Source organism: Vibrio sp. 10N.261.52.C2, assembly GCF_041471425.1.
Lineage (GTDB): Bacteria > Pseudomonadota > Gammaproteobacteria > Enterobacterales > Vibrionaceae > Vibrio > Vibrio crassostreae_C.
Map to the genome: position 1 here is coordinate 64,490 of NZ_JBFROH010000058.1, position 17,250 is coordinate 81,739.

Genomic DNA, 17,250 nt, shown 5'->3' on the forward strand with positions numbered 1-17,250 from the left:
CTATTTGGGTAGGTCACCCCTCTTCAAGGTGTTCTATATGCAAAAAATGCTTTCTCTTATCCTGTCGGTGGCATCACTTACGGCCGTTGCTTTACCTACTTTTGCTGAAACAGCGATGAATCTTGAGTGGCAAGATCTGAACTCAGAGTCTCACGAAATGAAAGTAGAAATGCCGGATCTAACCGATCAACAAATGCGTCTATTACAAGGTGTGATAGCAATGAGTGCATCAGAGGAAGAGCAAGCTCAACAACAGGCTTTATTATTTAAACAAACGCTAAAAGAGCAAGGCGTGGACGCAGACGAAATGATCGCACTGCGTGATGAATACATGCAAACCATGAAAGCAAACGCCGAAGCTATTACGACAGAGTTTGATGGCAAGAAAGTACGAGTTCCCGGTTTCATCGTTCCACTGGAATTCTCAGAGGGAATGACAGCAACAGAGTTTCTGTTAGTGCCTGTGGCGGGTGCGTGCATCCACATGCCACCGCCTCCTGCAAACCAGATTGTGCGCGTGTCTTTTCCTGAAGGCTTTCAGGTACAGAACGTTCAGTATCCAGTGTGGGTAGAAGGTGACTTTAGCTCCAACAAAGTGACTGAAGAGGTCTTCCTAGTCGATGGTAAAAGTAACCTCACCATGGGTTATGAAATGAAAGCTTCGATGATCGAAGACTATTATGAAAAAGAAAATTAATGGTTGTCATCAAATGACAATTTTCAATGTGAGTAATAACTAAAATAAAACTAACTTAAAAAGCACTGGTGACATGATGAACTCAAGATTTTCTAAAGTAAGTATCGCAATTGTGATGGCGGCTAGCCCAATGAGCGGCGTTGTTTACGGCGCTAACTTTGAAGGCCCAGATTCTGTTGAAAATACAATTGCAGAGCAGAAAGCACAAAAGAAATCTTGGAGGGAGTCATTAGCTGAGGATGGTTTTACATTTGGTGCAGATTACTTTGCTTTGGGGCTGACCTCAGGAGATGGGGTTGGCGGCGATAGCGTTGATGCATCGTCGGGTGTGGCTCGATTATACGGTTCATGGCATCTATACGGAAAGGACACACAGAACTCAGGTAGCTTAGTTTGGAAGGTGGAACATAGACATGCCTATGGTGATACTGCGCCAAAAGACTATTCATTCGGCCCACTTGGCTATGTCGGTTCAATTGGCCCTGCATACAGTGACCAAGGGTTTCGTGTTACGGACTTAAATTGGAAGCAAAAAATTAACGATGGCAAAGGCACTATTGTTGTCGGTTGGCAGGATGTAACTAACTATGCGGATGTTTACGCTCTAGCAAGCCCATGGTCTGGCTTTACTAATTTGGCATTCTCGACAGGCTCTGGTGCGATGGGCTTACCTGATGATGGTGTACTTGCGCTTTCTGCTGGTCATATGTTGGGTGAGAATTTTTATGTGGTCGGTGGTATCGCGGACGCAAAGGGTAAATCAGATGACATTTTTGATGGCTTTGATACCGCTTTTGGCAGCGATGCCTCTTACTTCACCACACTGGAGTTAGGCTGGACGGCTTCGCAAGAGCAGATCTACACCGATAACTTCCATGTGACTTTCTGGGACTTTGGTGACGATACTCGTCATAGTAATAGCCTTGCTGCGGAAGGTGGCTCGGGCGTTAACTTCTCATGGAGCCAGTTCATGACTGATCAAGTGATGCCGTTTGTGCGAGGTGGTTTCTCTGAAGGGGATGTTGCCCTTTACGATAAGTCGATTTCTGTTGGTATGGGGTACTTTGGATTAGGAAAACCAACCAACAATTTAGGCGTGGCACTTAATTGGGCAGAAGTGAATGGTGATTCTTTTGCAGCTGATGCGAAAGCAATAAGTGGTAATACAGAGCAATGGACGGCTGAAATTTACTACAACATGCAACTCAACGATTTCATCCAAGTCACACCTGATATTCAATACATTAAAGATCCTGCGTTCTCCAATGAAAGTAGCGCTTGGGTGTTTGGTGTTAGAGCGAGAGTCTTTATCTAACTTCTCTGTTTGTTAATCGCTGAAACGTAAAGAATAGATGTAAAAAGTGAGCCTGTTCGGCTCACTTTTTTTGTCTTAGGTCTGTATCAAAAGCGGCTATGCTTTTTCGGCTTTGGGCGTATCATCGAGTGCGAAGTAGATCTTTGAAACAACAATCTCTGCGACCAAAATCGTGAATACCACAGCGAAGAACGCTACCACACCATTCCATGGGCCTGTGAAATCTACCTTGTCTCCAAATAAGATATTGATGGCTTCCAACATCACAAACTTAGAGCCCACCAAAATCACGTAACTGGATAAACCGCGATAAATCTTAGGTGCAGTCCCCGGTTTAGATTTGAAGTAATCCGCCAGCTTATGTTCTAAGCCTATAGACAATTTGAGTAATAGCTGCAGCAAAATCGCAGCTGCAAATGAGATGGTGAATGACTCGATATTGACGAAGTCCCAGTATTCATCAAAAAAATTAAGAACGGTTAAATCGACGAGTACCGCAAGGGTGTATCCGACAAAGAGTCGTTGGGGCGTATTAAATCCATATACTTTTTCTATATTGCTCATCTACTTCTTCCTGAGTAAAGGGTTATAAAAAACTTAGGAGTTAATCTTATAATTTTCAAACGCTTATTGTTTTATATGCGAAACAGGTCTTAAAGTCGGCTTGGCGTATTATGGTAAGTAAGGGTTTTAAGAATGATCCAAGATAAGACTCCAATTTAGACAGAGGCACATATGATTATTCATTTTAGAATCCAAGACGTAGAAGAGCTTTGGGGAGCCATCGATTTGGCAACGCTCTTGCAGTTGGAACTGAGAGCAGTATCAACCACACCGTTAACTCTCTGATTGAAATAGTTAAGTTACCAATTACACTTGAAGCATAAGTTTGAATGGAGTCAACTTAATGCTTTCACCCCAATCGCTGTATTCCTCTTCTATTGCTCTGATCTTAACTGGCCTTTTTTCATCCTCGGCCTATGCCTCAAATGAAGCGATTCAAAATCGTTTAGAGAAGATATTCGCGGCTTCTATAGCGTTGACTGACAGTGATGCGGTTTCTATTGGCTTTGTTGATTTTGACCCAAATTCATTTATCAATTTGAACGACAATGGTTTTGGCTCCGATAAAACCATCGATACTCGAAGCCAAGTGAGTGTGGGCTCCATTCCTTATTCTTCGGTGATTAACACCGATGATCCTGATCTTGACCTTATTTGGTCTGTGCGAGGGTCTTATGCGCTTTCTGAACAGGATATTGAAATCTCACCGGAAGTGACCTCTGACCGTCGTGTGAATCCGAATAAAGACTCAGTATTGGGCCTGTATGGCTTTTTCGGGGTTCAAAACCATTTAACCCAACGTTGGTCTATCGCGTATGGCTTAGGCACTCACTTGCTCTATTACCGCAATAAATATAAATACAACAACAGCTACTCTCAAGCATTTCAGTCTCAGCTAGACGGCTACGCGCTAAATACCTCAGCATGGGCATTGGTAGGTGAGCCGTCGGTCAAACTCAAGTATTTAAAGCAGCAAGAGTGGGGAAGCTGGAATGTCTCTTCTAGAGTGCGTTATTTCTATGGGGCTGGATGGGGTGAAGCGAACGATGGTGATATCGGTAACCCTGAAGGGATGCGATTTATTAATGAACTAGAGTTTAGGCAAAATGTCGCGCTCGATGCTTGGTCGTTAAACAACCCTCAGGTCCACTATAACTTTAGAAGAATCGATATAGCGGGGGATTTAACGGATCCTTTAGACACACACTATTACTATGAATTCGGCGCTGGGTTGGTGTTCGATGTCCCTTACGACTCTTACTTCTTTGATAACTTCGGTGTCGGGATTAACTTCAATTATGGCAGCTCACTCAGCGGTGGTAGTTTGCTCTTCTTACTCAATAATTAGCATAAGTTTTTGATCTTCAAAGTACCCATATAATTTGAATTTGTATGTGTCGTAAAATGGTAAATATCTTAGTGGAAACTTAGCCATCATAGTCATTCGCCCATCACTAGAGCAGACTATGAATAAGTTAAGTTTTGACCGAAAAATGCCGCTATACGTGGTGTCTACACTTGCCCTTAATATGGCAGTTAGCTTGTGGTTATTGAGTATGGCTTCTTCGGCAGTCATGGATTTTTCTGTGTGCGCGTTGTTTTTGCTCAGCACCCTCATTACTGCACGCCTATATCGACATGAAATGGCTCAAAGCAAGAATAACTTGTCGGAAGCGATCATTGATGGTGTCGCAGGTTTTATTGTCCTCGATAGTCAATTGAGGGTCATACAAGTGAATCAACAATTCTCTCGGGTTTCAGGTTATGCCTTTGACCAAGTCGAATCTCGTCCGATTTCTGAACTCTGTTTTATGAATAACAGCAGCCTAATCACGACCATTACTCGCTCACTCAAGGAAAACCAGAGATGGAAGGGTGAGTTGAGTGGAGTCAGTCGACTTGGTGAACATTTTACTGTGAATGTGGTTGTCGAAAAGTTAGTTGAAATACTGTCGCACAATAATAAATATGTGGTGACCTTTACCGATATTAGTCGACGCAAAGTATTAGAACGTCGATTAAGAATGTTGGTGGACACAGATTCTCTCACAGGGTGCTGGAACCGCCGCCGTTTTGATAAAGATCTTAACCATTATTCAAACTTAGCGGAGCGTTATGGTTACACGCATTCCTGTTTGGCGTTGATCGATTTAGATCATTTCAAGGCCATCAATGATAATCATGGTCATGACCAAGGTGATTCAGCGCTGAAAGAGGTCGCTGAACTGTTGAGAAACAACAGCCGAGACACTGATATCGTCGCGCGAGTAGGCGGAGAAGAGTTCGCTATCTTGATGCCTGAAACCAATTTGGCAGAAGCGTTTGAGGCGATGTATCGACTGAAAGAAGTGATTACCAAAGGGACAACATTGAACCTGACCGTGAGCAGTGGTGTGTCTGAAATACAGGCGCAAGCCGAAGCGACCTATCGCAGTGCAGATAAGGCACTTTACCGCGCTAAAGGTAACGGGCGAAATAGAGTGTGTAGCTCTAGCCCAGGCTGTGCTACTCCAATTGCCCTTGGTTAGATGTAGGCCATGCTTGGTTAATCAATCGAGCGAAGCCTAAGCCGAGATTGAGCGTTGGTAAATCTTCGGCGTAAGGCCAGACACACGCTTAAATGCACGAGAAAAATGAGAGATGTTGGTGTAACCGAGTTGGCTAGAAATGTAGGTCAGCGTGTGGCCTTCTTCCATCAGCTCGCAAGCTACAGAAAACATCAGGTTCTCTTTGATCTTTCGATAAGTGGTGTTTTCATTCTTGAGTTTGCGTTGGAACGTTCGCACTGAAAAGTTGAGCAGCTCTGCCGCCTCTTCAAGAGAGAGGTCTTGTTCTTTCATGTACGGTTTTAGAAGCTCATAAATACTATCGGTAAAGCTGGTATGCCACTCAATAAGTGTCGGTTTTGTACTGAGGTCTTTAGACGTAAGACGGATTGGGAGTTGTAAGATCTCATCAGGAATCTGCACAGCAGTCGACGAATGATCAACAAACAGTTGGCAGTTACTTGATACCAGTGTTTTGACGACATCGATGTCATGCCCTTGCAAGCGAACTTTAGTCGGTAACCATGGTGATTGCGATAAAATGGTTATTAACTCGATGATATAAATAACAGCGAAAGCTTCGCCCCATTGAAACATAGGGGAGTTGTCTTCCGGGGCTGTCCGGCAAAACCAGTTCTGACCGTGTTCTTGGATAAACTCGACTTTACTCCCCGGAGAGTCGTAGGAAAAAATCTTATCGATATGTTTGAGCGAATCTCCAATAGTTTCAAACTCGGTAAATTGATGCAAGACATGTGGGATTATTCGACGTCTAAATGCGAGACCAAGGACATCGGTAAACCGAGAGACACCCAGTTGAGATGAGGTCAAATAAATCAAACGCTTAATCGATTCTGATGGTACGAAATCGCTTTCCGACTCGATCAGATCTGGTGGTAAGCCGGAGTCTTTAAGCAATTCATGCAAGTTGAGTCCATAGTCAGTGAAGATTTGAACTAAGATCTTGGCATAACTTGTTTGTATTACTGGGACTTGGTACGGGTTAGCAGCCATGCTCAAATATCCTTGTGCATTGATATATTATTGGACGTGCATATCATTTACGATGTTTTGTTCAGTAAATCTAACCCTATTTACTTGAGTTTTCCATCGCCGGGTTTATTTTTAAAGTATTAATTTTATTGATGTTAGTTATCTAGAAGGGAGTCCCATGTCAGAAGTCAACGGGAATAAGCAAGAAGCCAATGAAGAAGTTGGTCAGCAAGAAAATGGAAAAGACAAAGTAAGAAAGGTCACAAACTACTTATTGTTATTCGTGGCGTTCATGTTGATCTTCAGTGTCATTTCAGACCGCATCATCCCTATTACTGATAATGCTCGTGTAAAAGGTTATATCGTTCCGATTAAGCCTGAGGTGTCGGGTAAAGTACTCGATATTCTGGTTCAACCTAACCAACTAGTTAATCAAGGCGATAAGCTAGCGATTCTCGATGAGTCTGACTACCTCATTGCAGTACAACAAGCTGAGCAAAACTTAGAGATCGCAGGTCAAAATGTTGGCGCTCAAACCGCGAGCATTGCTTCAGCACAAGCGAAACTCACCTCAGCCATTGTTGAAAGACAAAATACCAAACTGCAAGCTAAGCGTGTTTTAGAGATGGCCGATAAAGGTGTCGTTTCTAAATCAGATGCAGATAAAGCGCGAGCAGCACTAGCGACCTCTAGTGCGGCGGTTGTGAATGCAGAAGCTGACCTTGACCGTGCTAAGAAACAAATGGGTAAAGAAGGCGAAGAAAATAGCCAAGTGAAAGCGGCGTTACTGGCACTTGAACAAGCTCAATTGAATCTAGAGCGCACCGTGATTACTGCACCGACACAAGGTGGTGTCTCTAACTTTAGCCTGTCTGAAGGTTTCTATGCATCAGCAGGGCAAGCAATCATGACCTTTGTTTCAACCGAAGATATTTGGATTGAAGCTTATTATCGAGAGAACAGCCTAGGTAATGTAACGGTCGGTGATGAAGTTGAAGTGGCGTTAGATTTCGCACCGGGCAAAGTGGTAAAAGGGCGCGTAAGTAGTATCGATTGGGGTGTTGATTGGGGGCAAAATGACCATGCAGGTAAGCTTGCTCAAGCTAGCCAACAAACGGGTTGGTTGCGCCAAACACAGATGCTTCCCATAACCATTGAATTTGATAATGAAGAAGTGACAGGCATGCTCCGAGTGGGTGGCCAAGCGGATGTGATTGTTTATAGCGGCGATAACTTTGTATTCAACGCGATAGGCAAAGTATGGATTCGTTTGATTAGCGTATTGTCTTATGTCCGATAAGCCGATTCCTGACCAACAAACACAGCAACGGATCCTGCGATTTACGGTCGGGGTCACGTTGGCTGTTTTCTTGGCGGCGTGGATAAACTGGCCGCTTGCGTTTGTGGCGCCAGTGTTCACAGCTAAGTTCTTAATTGATAAACCAAATCTCCATAAAGAAACGGTCTACGAATTGCTCTTGGCCGTTGTGGTGACAATGGGGTTAGGTTTATTACTGTCGCGAGGAATTACCCATTATCCAATCCCATTGCTGATTTTAGTGGGGCTAATGATGCTTTGGGGCTACTACTTGTTTGTCGACCCAAAATGGAACCTGTTCGCCACCATACTGTTGATTGCGGTCTTGATGTTGCCATTCATGGCGATTGATAACCCTGGCGTTTCAGTCATGCTGGCCTCTGGCTTAGCGACCTCTGGTGTGGTTTCAGTAATGCTTTTTGCGTTAGTGCATGTGTTTTTCCCTGAGCCTAAATCGGCGTTTTCTGGCTTCGCTGCTGCGCCACTCGAAAAGAAACAGCGTTGGTATGCAGCCTTTAGGGCGATGATCATCTCCTATCCAGTGGTTTGTTTTTTCTTTATCTTTCAAATATCTGAAGCTTTACTGACAATGATGTTCATCGCGTTGTTATCGTTGATGATTACGTCAGAGAAGTCGATAAAGTTGAGCGCTTTTCTGGTGATAAGTAACGGTATCGGAGGATTGCTGGCGATTGCTGCTTTTTCAATTCTTTCCATAGTACCCAACATTGTCTTCTATTCTTTGTTTATAGGACTTATTGCCATTCTTATGGCTACCAAGATCTACACGGTTCCCGAAAAAGCACCTATTTTCGCCACTGCATTTAGTACGTTGCTCGTACTTGTTGGTAGCACATTGATGAGCTCCGGTGACATCGATAGCAACACCCTTATACGCATATTCCAATTAGTGTTAATTGGCATATATATGATTTTGGCTTCTCTATTCCTAGAAACACGGAATTGGAAGTTCCTACAAAATCAGCCTTAATTTTGTTTAACAAGGACGTCTCATGAAGTTAACCGATGATTTTTCAAAACAGGCGATAGACGCTGCCATCAAGATCGCAGCGATTGCCATGCTCGTGTATTGGTGTTTTTCGATTTTGCGCCCATTCATTCTTTTGGTGATATGGGGGGCGATCATTGCGACTGCGTTGTATCCAGTGGCGGTCGCAATTTCAAATAAAACCGGGATGTCGAAAGGTAAAGCCAGTGCATTGCTGAGCTTTATTGGTGTGATTCTTCTATTTATTCCTTTGGCGGCGCTTTCTTCTGGTATCTACACCAGCGCGACTGACCTGATGACAGGGCTTCAAGATGGCACATTGTCATTGCCTAAACCGAAAGAGTCCTTACAAGATATTCCATTCATAGGTGAGAAGGTTTATTCAACCTTGGTTGCCGCCTCCAACAATATTGAAGGCACTTTCATAAAGTATGCGGATGAACTTAAACAGTTTGCGACGAAAGCGGCTTCTGTTCTTGGCTCGTTAGGTGGCGGCTTTATTCAGTTCATCATCTCTACCATCATTGCGGGTGCATTCATGAGTAATGCCGATAAATGCAAAACCGGCGTGACTCACTTAGTGGCGCGTTTAACGGGCGGTAAAGGTGAAGAGTTGGTAGAGCTCTCTAAATCGACCGTGCGAAGCGTTGTGCAAGGTGTGATTGGTGTGGCTGTGATTCAATCCATGATGTCGGCAATCGGTTTGGTGATTGCAGGCGTTCCAGCAGCTGCGTTTTGGGCGCTAGCTGTGCTGCTCATTGCGATAATCCAACTTCCACCGATTCTCGCTCTATTACCGGCGATCATCTACATGTTCAGCGTTGAATCGACACTGGCGGCGAGCTTGTTCTTAGTGTGGTGTATTTTGGTGAGCGGCAGTGACGCTATCTTAAAGCCAGTATTGCTGAGCCGTGGCTCTCACATTCCAATGTTGGTAATTCTATTGGGTGCACTGGGCGGAATGGCGATGTCAGGCATCGTCGGTCTGTTTGTCGGTGCTGTGATACTGAGTTTAAGCTATGAGCTGATGATGGCGTGGCTTGGACTTGAAGAGAAAAACCAACAAGAAACTGAGAAAAAACCTGCAGAGGTCGAGGGAAAATAGATGAAGCCAGTCTCTAAAGACGACAACTTCTACTTCTTATTCTATGCACTGTTGGTGTTGTTTCTTGGTTGCGCGGTGATGCAGCAGTTTTATCCGCAAGGCCAGAAAACAATCCTATTTCTTATCATTATTACGTTGGCGAGTTCAATTGCCGGTATTCATAAAGAGCGAGCCTTGTATCGCTCTTGGTATGGGCTTTTATTGATTACGGCGCTCGTGTCTGGCGTGTTTTCATTTTTGGAAGGCTATAACCTGTCGATAGTGACGCTATCGGCGTTGGCTGTGTTCTTGTTTTCACACATTTACTCGGCGTTGAAGCAGGTGATGAAAGCCAAAACGGTGACACCCAATCACATCATCGGCTCCATCTGTATTTACTTGTTGCTAGGGTTTGCTTGGTCGACCATCTACTTGTTAATTTTAGAGATCTTTCCTAATGCCTTTAACGGGTTAGAAGAGCAAGTCTGGCTGACGAACTTGTTTAATGCGATGTACTTTAGCTTTATCACCTTGACTACGGTTGGTTACGGCGACATATCACCAGCTCTGCCTATTGCTCAATTCTTTGTGTTTATGGAATCCATTATCGGCAGCTTTTACTTAGCTATCATGGTGGCGAGTTTGGTGAGCATTCGACTTGCACAGTCTCAGTCCCAATAGAGCATTTACAAATAATAGAGCACATACAAACAAGCCCGGCAATCGCCGGGCTTGTTCTATTTTATGAGCTCAAAAGTCTCTTTAAGTTTGAACTCTGTGTGGGCGATGAACCTTAAGCTTCAGTGCCTTGAATCTTCTCTAATTCAGCGATAGTTGTTTGCGATACAAGCTGACCATCCATGTAATAGGTAACGTTTTGACCGTCTTTGATGCCCGTTAGAGTCGCTGTTTCACCAGATGTATAGACGATGTCCATTTGAATCGTGTTTTCGTCGATCTTAATCATCTCACCCGTTTCAATGGTGCGATTGTTAGAAATTGGGCCGACAGGGGCTTCTTTCAGGCTTGGGTCCAGCTCATCGTTCACTTTGAAGTGCGTGTCTGTTTTTGTATCAAATACGTGTGGTGAACCGCTGATAGGGTTTTTACCTGTCCAGAATTCAAGTGAGTTGAATACCACATAGTCTGCTGCGGTAGTAATACCGTATACAGGCGCTAATAAGAAGTTTACACCTGCACGGGCATAGCGGTTATCGACAACTTCAACGTTAAATTTCATCACTTTCCCTGTTACGGCGTTGCTGCCGATACAACCAGTTAGCGCAGAAGCCAAAACCGTTAGTCCTACAATTTTAAGTGCAATCTTTTTCATTTTAGTACCTGTATAAGTTAGAAGTCTGTTTCGTTGGAACAGGTGTAGTATGGTTTTTATTCGATGGTCAGTTTTACCATTTAGCGCCACTGACGATATAAAATGCACTCGGACTTTTGGCATCAAGCTAGGTATAAAACTGGGCACAAAAAAAGCGCGACCTAATAGGGCGCGCTTTGGGGTATTTAGATAAGTCGTAATGAAAACAACGACTCCCATATAGAATTACTTCATCACGTAGGTATAAGCCGATACGACAAGCCAGCGGAAAAATCGAAATAAAAGGGTAGTGGCTTTAAAGGCAAACTTGGCAATGGATACCATTGCTTCTGAACCAATGCTCACGCACTTATGCAAATCGGATTCTTTGTATTCTGAATAGGTCATCTGTTTTCTCATTTCTCGCGCTTGTCTTTCATATGTAAGTAACGACTCCTGTCTGGCGATATCCCCTGAGCGCGTAATGTACGAACTTTCGCCGATAGAGATTTACCATTTTATGCCAAGTGGGTTAATAACTAGCCAAAAGAGAAAGGGCTGAGAGAATTTAACGGCATAGCGAGGTGTAACTGATCAAGTTACCGAAAAAACGAGGGTAATAATGGTATGATCGCGAGCTCAGCACCATAAGTGATAAAGAATAGGAAACAGAATGACTCACCTTACCGAACAGCAAGAAGCTGCAATGGCGACGTTTAAAGAAAACTTACACCTTCCAAATGGTGGTTTTCATAAACTGATTATCGAGCTAAGTAAGGAGTATCAGCTGCCTTTCCAAAAGGTGCGTGCGGTTTTAAAGAAAGCTCAAAAAGATGTTGAACGACAAATACGAGAAGATTTTACCAGCGTTGATGACACAGTACTGAGCCAAGCGAATTGGGTAAACATCATTAAGTCGAAGCTTGTTGACTTAGCGGAAGAAAACCAAACGGTCATGGATAAGCTGCAACAAAACCTGAAGTATCAAAAAGTGTTGTCGGCAACCGAGGGTTCAATCGCAAGTGAAGACGAACGTGACGAGTTGATTGAAGAGTTGATTCAAGCTTATGAGAAAGAGGTATTCAAACCTTTACTGGCGATGCTGCATACAACAAAGCTGTATTGGAAGTTAATGCTGGTGGATGAGACATGTAAGATGAATGAAGAGAATCGTGAGAAATTCAGTGATTACCCTCAACACATGCAAGCTGCAGAACACTTATATACTCTTGATCAGAAGTTAAGGTCGATGCCGTTAACTTATTAGTCCATGAATGCACTGATAATGACTCAATGGTGATTTAGAGTTTGATATAAGTTGGTTTCAATAGAAGTACGATAACCTAGCTAGCGTTAGCCGCGTGTGAAATGCAAAAAGGGCTAGGTTTCAGATCTGTTTTACTTCTACTCTATTTTGTTCTGCTAGAGCGAATTGAGGGTGACATCTTTTACATCTTTGGGACTAGATGGTGTTTCTTTTGTAGCCTTTGGGAAATGCTATAGGAGTGTGAAATGTCCTAGGGTGTTTCCGTTGCCTGAAACGATAGTTCCGATGCTTTCTCGTTCATTAAATTCAAAGTCGATGAGATAGCTGTGATGTTGTAGCTTGGGCAATATGTGGCGGTGGAGTATATCGCTATTGAGCTGTCGAATCTCGGTGACCCATGAAATCTCTTCTTTGTGTAAATCTATTTTAATCTTGAGCATTTATTACCTTTTAGTTTATTGACTGTTTTTTCGCGTGATAGTTGGTACCAATGGGTTTGTCGTGTTGTTCTGCGTGACATAACTGTGCCTTGTGTTTATTACATTTGTATTTAAGTGCTCGATCTATTCTGACTTCGCTGACAAAAGAGCAAATGACGATAGATCGGTAGTAGGATCGAATTTAAAAGCTATTGAATGACTATCTGGGTGAAAGCTGACGCAGAGATGGTGTAACGAGGGAATCGAGAACTGTCTATGTGGAACTTGGACTTACTTTAGCATTAACAGCTCTATAGATTAGAGCCAGGTGGCGAACTATACGCCTAGTTTTCAAAATTACAACCCTATTTTCAATTAAATTCAAAAATATCTTTGGGTGATTTACCATCGGTTACTGAAGGTTAAATGAGCGAAGGTCAGGGATTTGACCATGATATCTCACTGAGTCTTGGCTTTTCAGCTGTTCGTATTCGTTGTCATTAGTGGGTTTAATTGATCAGCTAATTTGGTGATGATTAAGTCTCTGTTGTATATGATCTTTACATTGTAAATTACAATCCATGATTTTGGGGTTCAGCGTTGTAATTACAGGGTTTTTGGGTGCTTTCCCCATCTGTTTTTTTCTTCAGGTTGATGAGTATTTTCCTCTTCGCGTCTTTTTGATATTTCTGATTCCTAATACCTCTCCTGACTACGCAAAATATGAATACTCACTTTTACGTTTCTGAATAATAAAGTTGTTGTATCGCCAATTTAGTGCAAATATAATTGATAATAGTTCTCACTTGCGTTACAAGTTTGTTGTCAATCCAATGACAGACTTTAAATTATCGTTATTTAGCAGTTGTGTACGCCCCATGCTCGTCTATGAGTAATGTGACTTTCATTGTCATGAGTGGTGGTTTGTATCAATGGCAAAGGAAGAAACATGAAGAAAACAATCAATTCAGTTCGCCAGTTATTGAGCGGGCTTGCCATCGTTCTAGCATCATCATTCATGATGACCGCGCATGCGGAAACCGTCACCATTGAGCATGTGAAAGGCACAGCGCAGTTTACTGAAGTACCACAGCGAGTGGTGGTTCTAGGCCACGGTAGCTTAGACGTGCTCGATAAAATTGGTGTACAGCCAGTTGGCGCGCCTCATAGCTTGCTGCCTGATTACCTAGCTTCGTACAAAGATACGACGGCAAATACAGGCTCTTTAAGCGAACCTGATTTTGAAGCTATCTACATGTTGAAGCCTGACATCATCATCGCGGAAAACCGCATGCTTAAGGTTTACGACAAACTGGCACAAATTGCTCCTACTGTCATGTTTTCTATTGAAGGCGACAAGTACTGGGCTGATGCTCAGCAAAACTGGCGTGTGCTAGGCGACATCTTTGGTAAGCAAGCTGAAGTCGAAGCGATCATTAAAGAGACTCAAGCTTCTATCACAGCGGTAAACGACAAAGTAGCGTCTGACGAAACTTCAGCAATGATGCTAATGAACAACGGCAACAACATTGCGATGTTCAACAAAGGCAGCCGTTTCTCTATCATCTTTGATGACTTTGGTTTCGTGGAATCAAAGAGTGCAACCGTGGCTCCGATTAAAGGAACACACGGCAACCTAATCTCTTTTGAATACATAGCTGATGCAAAACCTGAAGTGCTTTACGTGCTTGACCGCGAAAAAGCGATTGGTAAATCAGAAGGACGCGCACAACAACTGTTTGATAACCCACTGGTTGCGGCAACACCTGCAGCGCAGCACGGCAATATCGTTTACCTTGATTCAAGTGCTTGGTATTTGGCTGGTGGCGGTGTGACAGCGATTCATAGAATGCTTAGTGACATTGAACGTACGATTCAATAGTTACTAACCATCAGATTTTCGGGCTTATAAGAGTGTTCTTATAAGCCCTTTTTCACTTTTTTATACGGGCTACCCGAGACCTATCTTTAGTATTATTCCTATGTTGAAACCCATTGCAGCTGCTGTATTTCTTGTTGTGTTATGCGTTGCGTCATTGATGATTGGAGTCGCTGAAATCAGTTTTAGTGACTTCTTCAATGGCAACCAACACGCCAATTCTATTTATATTGTTAGTCGGATTCCTCGACTACTCGCGATCGTGCTTGCCGGAGCGGGATTGAGTGTTTCTGGCTTGATCATGCAGCAAATCGTACAGAACAAGTTTGCCGCGCCTTCGACGATGGGCACCATTGACTGTGCGATGTTGGGTTACATTGTCGGCATTCTAGTGCTAGGCAATGCTGCGCAATGGAGCTACTTAGGCTTTATCTTCGCGTTTGCAGTGTTTGGCACCATGCTATTGGTTCGCTTCCTACAACACCTCAAGTTTAAGAACGCGGTATTGGTGCCTTTGATTGGCATTATGTATGGCAACGTTGTTTCGTCTCTAACAACCTTTATTGCTTATAAGTACGACTTAGTACAAACCATGTCGGCATGGACTATGGCGAACTTTGCGAGCGTGTTGCAGGGCAGCTATGAAATCCTTTATCTCGCGGTGCCTGCTTGTGTATTGGCTTACTATTTCGCGAGCCAGTTCAGTGCGGCGAGCATCGGTGAGAGCTTCGCGAAAAACATCGGTTTGAATTATCAGAAGATCGTCTTCATTGGTGTTGCGTTAGTGGCTATCAGTGCCTCCTCTGTGGTGATGATCGTTGGTGTTATCCCATTCCTTGGCCTTATCGTGCCGAATATCGTGTCGCTGATGATGGGCGATAACATGAAGAAGATTCTGCCTTGGACTGCCTACTGGGGGGTGATCTTGGTGTTGGCTTGTGACCTGCTAGCTCGAATCGTCATCTTCCCTTATGAGATTCCAATCTCGATGGTAATCAGCATCTTTGGTGGCATGATTTTTATTTACCTAATCATGAGAGACAAGTCGAATGCGTGATTCAGTAAAAATTGCGATTCTGGCTATCGCGTCTTTGGGTATGACAGCGCTATTCATCGGGCAGGGGCTGACGTGGGATAACTACGAGTTCTTCTTGTCTCTGCGCCTACCAAAATTGCTGTCGATTGTGTTGGCGGCGGTAGCGATCTCGGCGTCGTCATTGGTTTTCCAAACCATTACTAATAACCGAATTCTAACCCCCTCCATCTTGGGCTTTGACAGCTTGTATATGCTGGTACAAACGGTACTTCTGTTTGTGTTTGGCAGTGCTAGCTTCTGGGTGATTGACTCGATCGCAAACTTTTCGATGTCTGTGACTGTGATGATCTTGTTCTCGTTTGCTCTGTTCCATTTCTACTTTAAGAGCAAGCGAAACAACGTATTCACACTGCTGTTGATAGGCATCGTATGTGGCAGCGTATTCTCGAGTTTGTCTAACTTCTTGGCGATGTTGATTGACCCGAACGAGTTCGCGGTGCTGCAGAATGTGATGTTCGCAAGTTTCAATAACGTGAAAGGCGAGTTGGTTTACCTCAGCCTTATTCCTTTGGGTTTGAGCTTGCTTGGCCTTTGGTTGTTAGCGCCTAAGCTTGATGTACTTTGGCTTGGTGTTGATAACGCAACAAGCTTGGGTGTGAACACCAAACGACTGACTCAGATTACCTTGGTGATTGTGTCAGTGATGGTCGCGGTATCGACTGCTTTGGTTGGCCCAGTGCTGTTCTTTGGTTTGATCACCGTGAGCTTAGCTCGTCAGATATTCAAATCTTATCAACATCGTGTGCTTATCATCGCAAGCAGTTTGTTAGCGGTCGTTCTATTGGTTTCAGGCCAATGGTTTATCGAAAAAGTAATGGCGTTTGAAACCACAGTGAGTGTGATCATTAACTTGGTCGGTGGTTTGTATTTTATGTTCTTGTTGTTACGCACCAGAATTCAGTAAAGGTAGTAAGTAGTGATTAAATTAACAGGTTTAACTAAGAAGTATGGCAAGTCACTCGTGGTTGATGATGCCAGTGCTATGTTCCCGAAAGGCGAAGTGACTTCTATCATTGGCCCAAATGGTGCGGGTAAAAGTACACTGCTTTCAATGGCGAGCCGCTTAACAGACAGCGACGCGGGTGAAGTGGTCATTGGCGATAAGTTACTGGCTGAGTGGGATACCAAAGAGCTAGCGAAGCACCTTGCCGTGTTAAGACAATCAAATAACATCAACATGCGATTTACGATTCGTGAATTGGTCTGTTTTGGTCGTTTCCCACACTCTCAAGGTCGCTTGAAAGACGAAGATCATAAGATCGTCGATACAGCACTAGAACACCTTGGCATTACTGACATCCAAAACAAATACCTTGATGAGTTGAGTGGCGGTCAGCGTCAAATGGCGTTTATCGCGATGGTTGTGGCGCAAGATACGGATTATGTGTTCTTAGATGAGCCTCTGAACAATCTTGATATTAAACACTCGGTCGAAATTATGCAGACGTTGCGTCGTTTAGCGCATGAGTTCAATAAAGCGGTCGTTATCGTGATTCATGACATCAACTTCGCTTCTTGTTACTCAGATAACATTGTTGCGATGAAGAAAGGCAAAGTGGTTAAGTCGGGTAAGGTTTCGGAAGTGGTTGAAAAATCAGTGATGGAGTCTATCTACGAGATCCCATTTGAGATTCGTGAGTTCGATGGTGTTCGAATCTGTATGTATTATTCTGGTCGTTAGATTACTGAATAACTCGGTTGTTTTGCTTTCTAGCCGTTGAACGAAAAGAGCTCCCATATGAGGAGCTCTT

18 protein-coding genes are annotated in these 17,250 nt (G+C 43.5%); 13 read left to right on the forward strand and 5 right to left on the reverse strand.

Annotation, left to right across the window (positions count from 1 at the left end; translation table 11 throughout):
- The first annotated feature begins 37 nt into the window (after positions 1 to 37).
- Positions 38 to 697, forward strand: coding sequence for a DUF3299 domain-containing protein (locus AB4307_RS19450; protein WP_102393604.1), 660 nt, complete (start codon positions 38 to 40; stop codon positions 695 to 697).
- A gap of 115 nt (positions 698 to 812) precedes the next feature.
- Positions 813 to 2,012 (forward strand): carbohydrate porin, encoded by a 1,200-nt coding sequence (locus tag AB4307_RS19455; RefSeq protein WP_372133093.1) that lies wholly within the window; start codon positions 813 to 815, stop codon positions 2,010 to 2,012.
- A gap of 96 nt (positions 2,013 to 2,108) precedes the next feature.
- Here AB4307_RS19455 and AB4307_RS19460 read toward each other — a convergent pair whose 3' ends face one another.
- On the reverse strand, positions 2,109 to 2,576 hold the full coding sequence (locus AB4307_RS19460; RefSeq protein ID WP_019821783.1) for a hypothetical protein: 468 nt from the start codon (positions 2,574 to 2,576) through the stop codon (positions 2,109 to 2,111).
- Positions 2,577 to 2,919: 343 nt separating this feature from the next.
- Here AB4307_RS19460 and AB4307_RS19465 point away from each other — a divergent pair, with 343 nt between their 5' ends.
- On the forward strand, positions 2,920 to 3,924 hold the full coding sequence (locus AB4307_RS19465) for a Solitary outer membrane autotransporter beta-barrel domain (RefSeq protein WP_102393605.1): 1,005 nt from the start codon (positions 2,920 to 2,922) through the stop codon (positions 3,922 to 3,924).
- 118 nt (positions 3,925 to 4,042) lie between these two features.
- Positions 4,043 to 5,104 carry a sensor domain-containing diguanylate cyclase gene (locus tag AB4307_RS19470; RefSeq protein ID WP_372133070.1) on the forward strand — a complete coding sequence of 354 codons (1,062 nt, stop codon included), beginning with the start codon at positions 4,043 to 4,045 and terminating at the stop codon, positions 5,102 to 5,104.
- Between the two features lie 36 nt (positions 5,105 to 5,140).
- Here AB4307_RS19470 and AB4307_RS19475 read toward each other — a convergent pair whose 3' ends face one another.
- The gene (locus AB4307_RS19475; protein WP_372133073.1) at positions 5,141 to 6,136 is read right to left on the reverse strand and encodes a helix-turn-helix domain-containing protein; all 996 of its coding nucleotides are present in this window, start codon (positions 6,134 to 6,136) and stop codon (positions 5,141 to 5,143) included.
- Between the two features lie 157 nt (positions 6,137 to 6,293).
- Here AB4307_RS19475 and AB4307_RS19480 point away from each other — a divergent pair, with 157 nt between their 5' ends.
- The 4 genes from AB4307_RS19480 to AB4307_RS19495 are packed head-to-tail and all read left to right on the forward strand — an operon-like array spanning position 6,294 to position 10,207.
- Positions 6,294 to 7,415, forward strand: a complete 1,122-nt coding sequence (locus AB4307_RS19480; RefSeq protein ID WP_372133076.1) for an HlyD family secretion protein — start codon at positions 6,294 to 6,296, stop codon at positions 7,413 to 7,415.
- Complete coding sequence (locus AB4307_RS19485) at positions 7,405 to 8,424, forward strand: DUF2955 domain-containing protein (RefSeq protein WP_048606138.1); 1,020 nt, start codon at positions 7,405 to 7,407, stop codon at positions 8,422 to 8,424. The genes AB4307_RS19480 and AB4307_RS19485 overlap by 11 nt, the downstream gene beginning before the upstream one ends.
- Positions 8,425 to 8,446: 22 nt before the next feature.
- Positions 8,447 to 9,547 carry an AI-2E family transporter gene (locus AB4307_RS19490; RefSeq protein ID WP_017068458.1) on the forward strand — a complete coding sequence of 367 codons (1,101 nt, stop codon included), beginning with the start codon at positions 8,447 to 8,449 and terminating at the stop codon, positions 9,545 to 9,547.
- Positions 9,548 to 10,207: a potassium channel family protein gene (locus AB4307_RS19495; RefSeq protein WP_017061900.1), complete on the forward strand. Its 660-nt coding sequence runs from the start codon at positions 9,548 to 9,550 to the stop codon at positions 10,205 to 10,207.
- A 112-nt stretch (positions 10,208 to 10,319) separates the two neighbouring features.
- On the opposite strand, the gene AB4307_RS19500 is transcribed toward AB4307_RS19495, so the two are convergent.
- Together AB4307_RS19500 and AB4307_RS19505 are read right to left on the reverse strand one after the other, a co-directional pair.
- Positions 10,320 to 10,859 (reverse strand): DUF3332 domain-containing protein, encoded by a 540-nt coding sequence (locus AB4307_RS19500; RefSeq protein WP_017061899.1) that lies wholly within the window; start codon positions 10,857 to 10,859, stop codon positions 10,320 to 10,322.
- 225 nt (positions 10,860 to 11,084) lie between these two features.
- On the reverse strand, positions 11,085 to 11,246 hold the full coding sequence (locus AB4307_RS19505; RefSeq protein ID WP_170962358.1) for a hypothetical protein: 162 nt from the start codon (positions 11,244 to 11,246) through the stop codon (positions 11,085 to 11,087).
- A 265-nt stretch (positions 11,247 to 11,511) separates the two neighbouring features.
- Here AB4307_RS19505 and AB4307_RS19510 point away from each other — a divergent pair, with 265 nt between their 5' ends.
- Positions 11,512 to 12,105 carry a hypothetical protein gene (locus AB4307_RS19510; protein WP_017061898.1) on the forward strand — a complete coding sequence of 198 codons (594 nt, stop codon included), beginning with the start codon at positions 11,512 to 11,514 and terminating at the stop codon, positions 12,103 to 12,105.
- Positions 12,106 to 12,335: 230 nt separating this feature from the next.
- Here the strand turns inward: AB4307_RS19510 and AB4307_RS19515 are convergent, their stop codons facing one another.
- A complete protein-coding gene (locus tag AB4307_RS19515) occupies positions 12,336 to 12,545 on the reverse strand; it encodes a hypothetical protein (RefSeq protein WP_004731601.1) in 210 nt (69 codons plus the stop codon).
- A 928-nt stretch (positions 12,546 to 13,473) separates the two neighbouring features.
- Between AB4307_RS19515 and AB4307_RS19520 the strand changes: the two genes are divergently transcribed.
- The 4 genes from AB4307_RS19520 to AB4307_RS19535 all read left to right on the forward strand — a co-directional run bounded on the left by AB4307_RS19520 (position 13,474) and on the right by AB4307_RS19535 (position 17,180).
- Complete coding sequence (locus AB4307_RS19520) at positions 13,474 to 14,406, forward strand: siderophore ABC transporter substrate-binding protein (RefSeq protein WP_017061897.1); 933 nt, start codon at positions 13,474 to 13,476, stop codon at positions 14,404 to 14,406.
- Between the two features lie 100 nt (positions 14,407 to 14,506).
- Positions 14,507 to 15,460, forward strand: a complete 954-nt coding sequence (locus tag AB4307_RS19525) for an ABC transporter permease (RefSeq protein WP_017061896.1) — start codon at positions 14,507 to 14,509, stop codon at positions 15,458 to 15,460.
- Positions 15,453 to 16,403, forward strand: coding sequence for an iron chelate uptake ABC transporter family permease subunit (locus AB4307_RS19530; protein ID WP_017068462.1), 951 nt, complete (start codon positions 15,453 to 15,455; stop codon positions 16,401 to 16,403). The genes AB4307_RS19525 and AB4307_RS19530 overlap by 8 nt, the downstream gene beginning before the upstream one ends.
- Positions 16,404 to 16,415: 12 nt before the next feature.
- Positions 16,416 to 17,180, forward strand: coding sequence for an iron ABC transporter ATP-binding protein (locus AB4307_RS19535; protein ID WP_017066723.1), 765 nt, complete (start codon positions 16,416 to 16,418; stop codon positions 17,178 to 17,180).
- Positions 17,181 to 17,250: the final 70 nt, after the last annotated feature.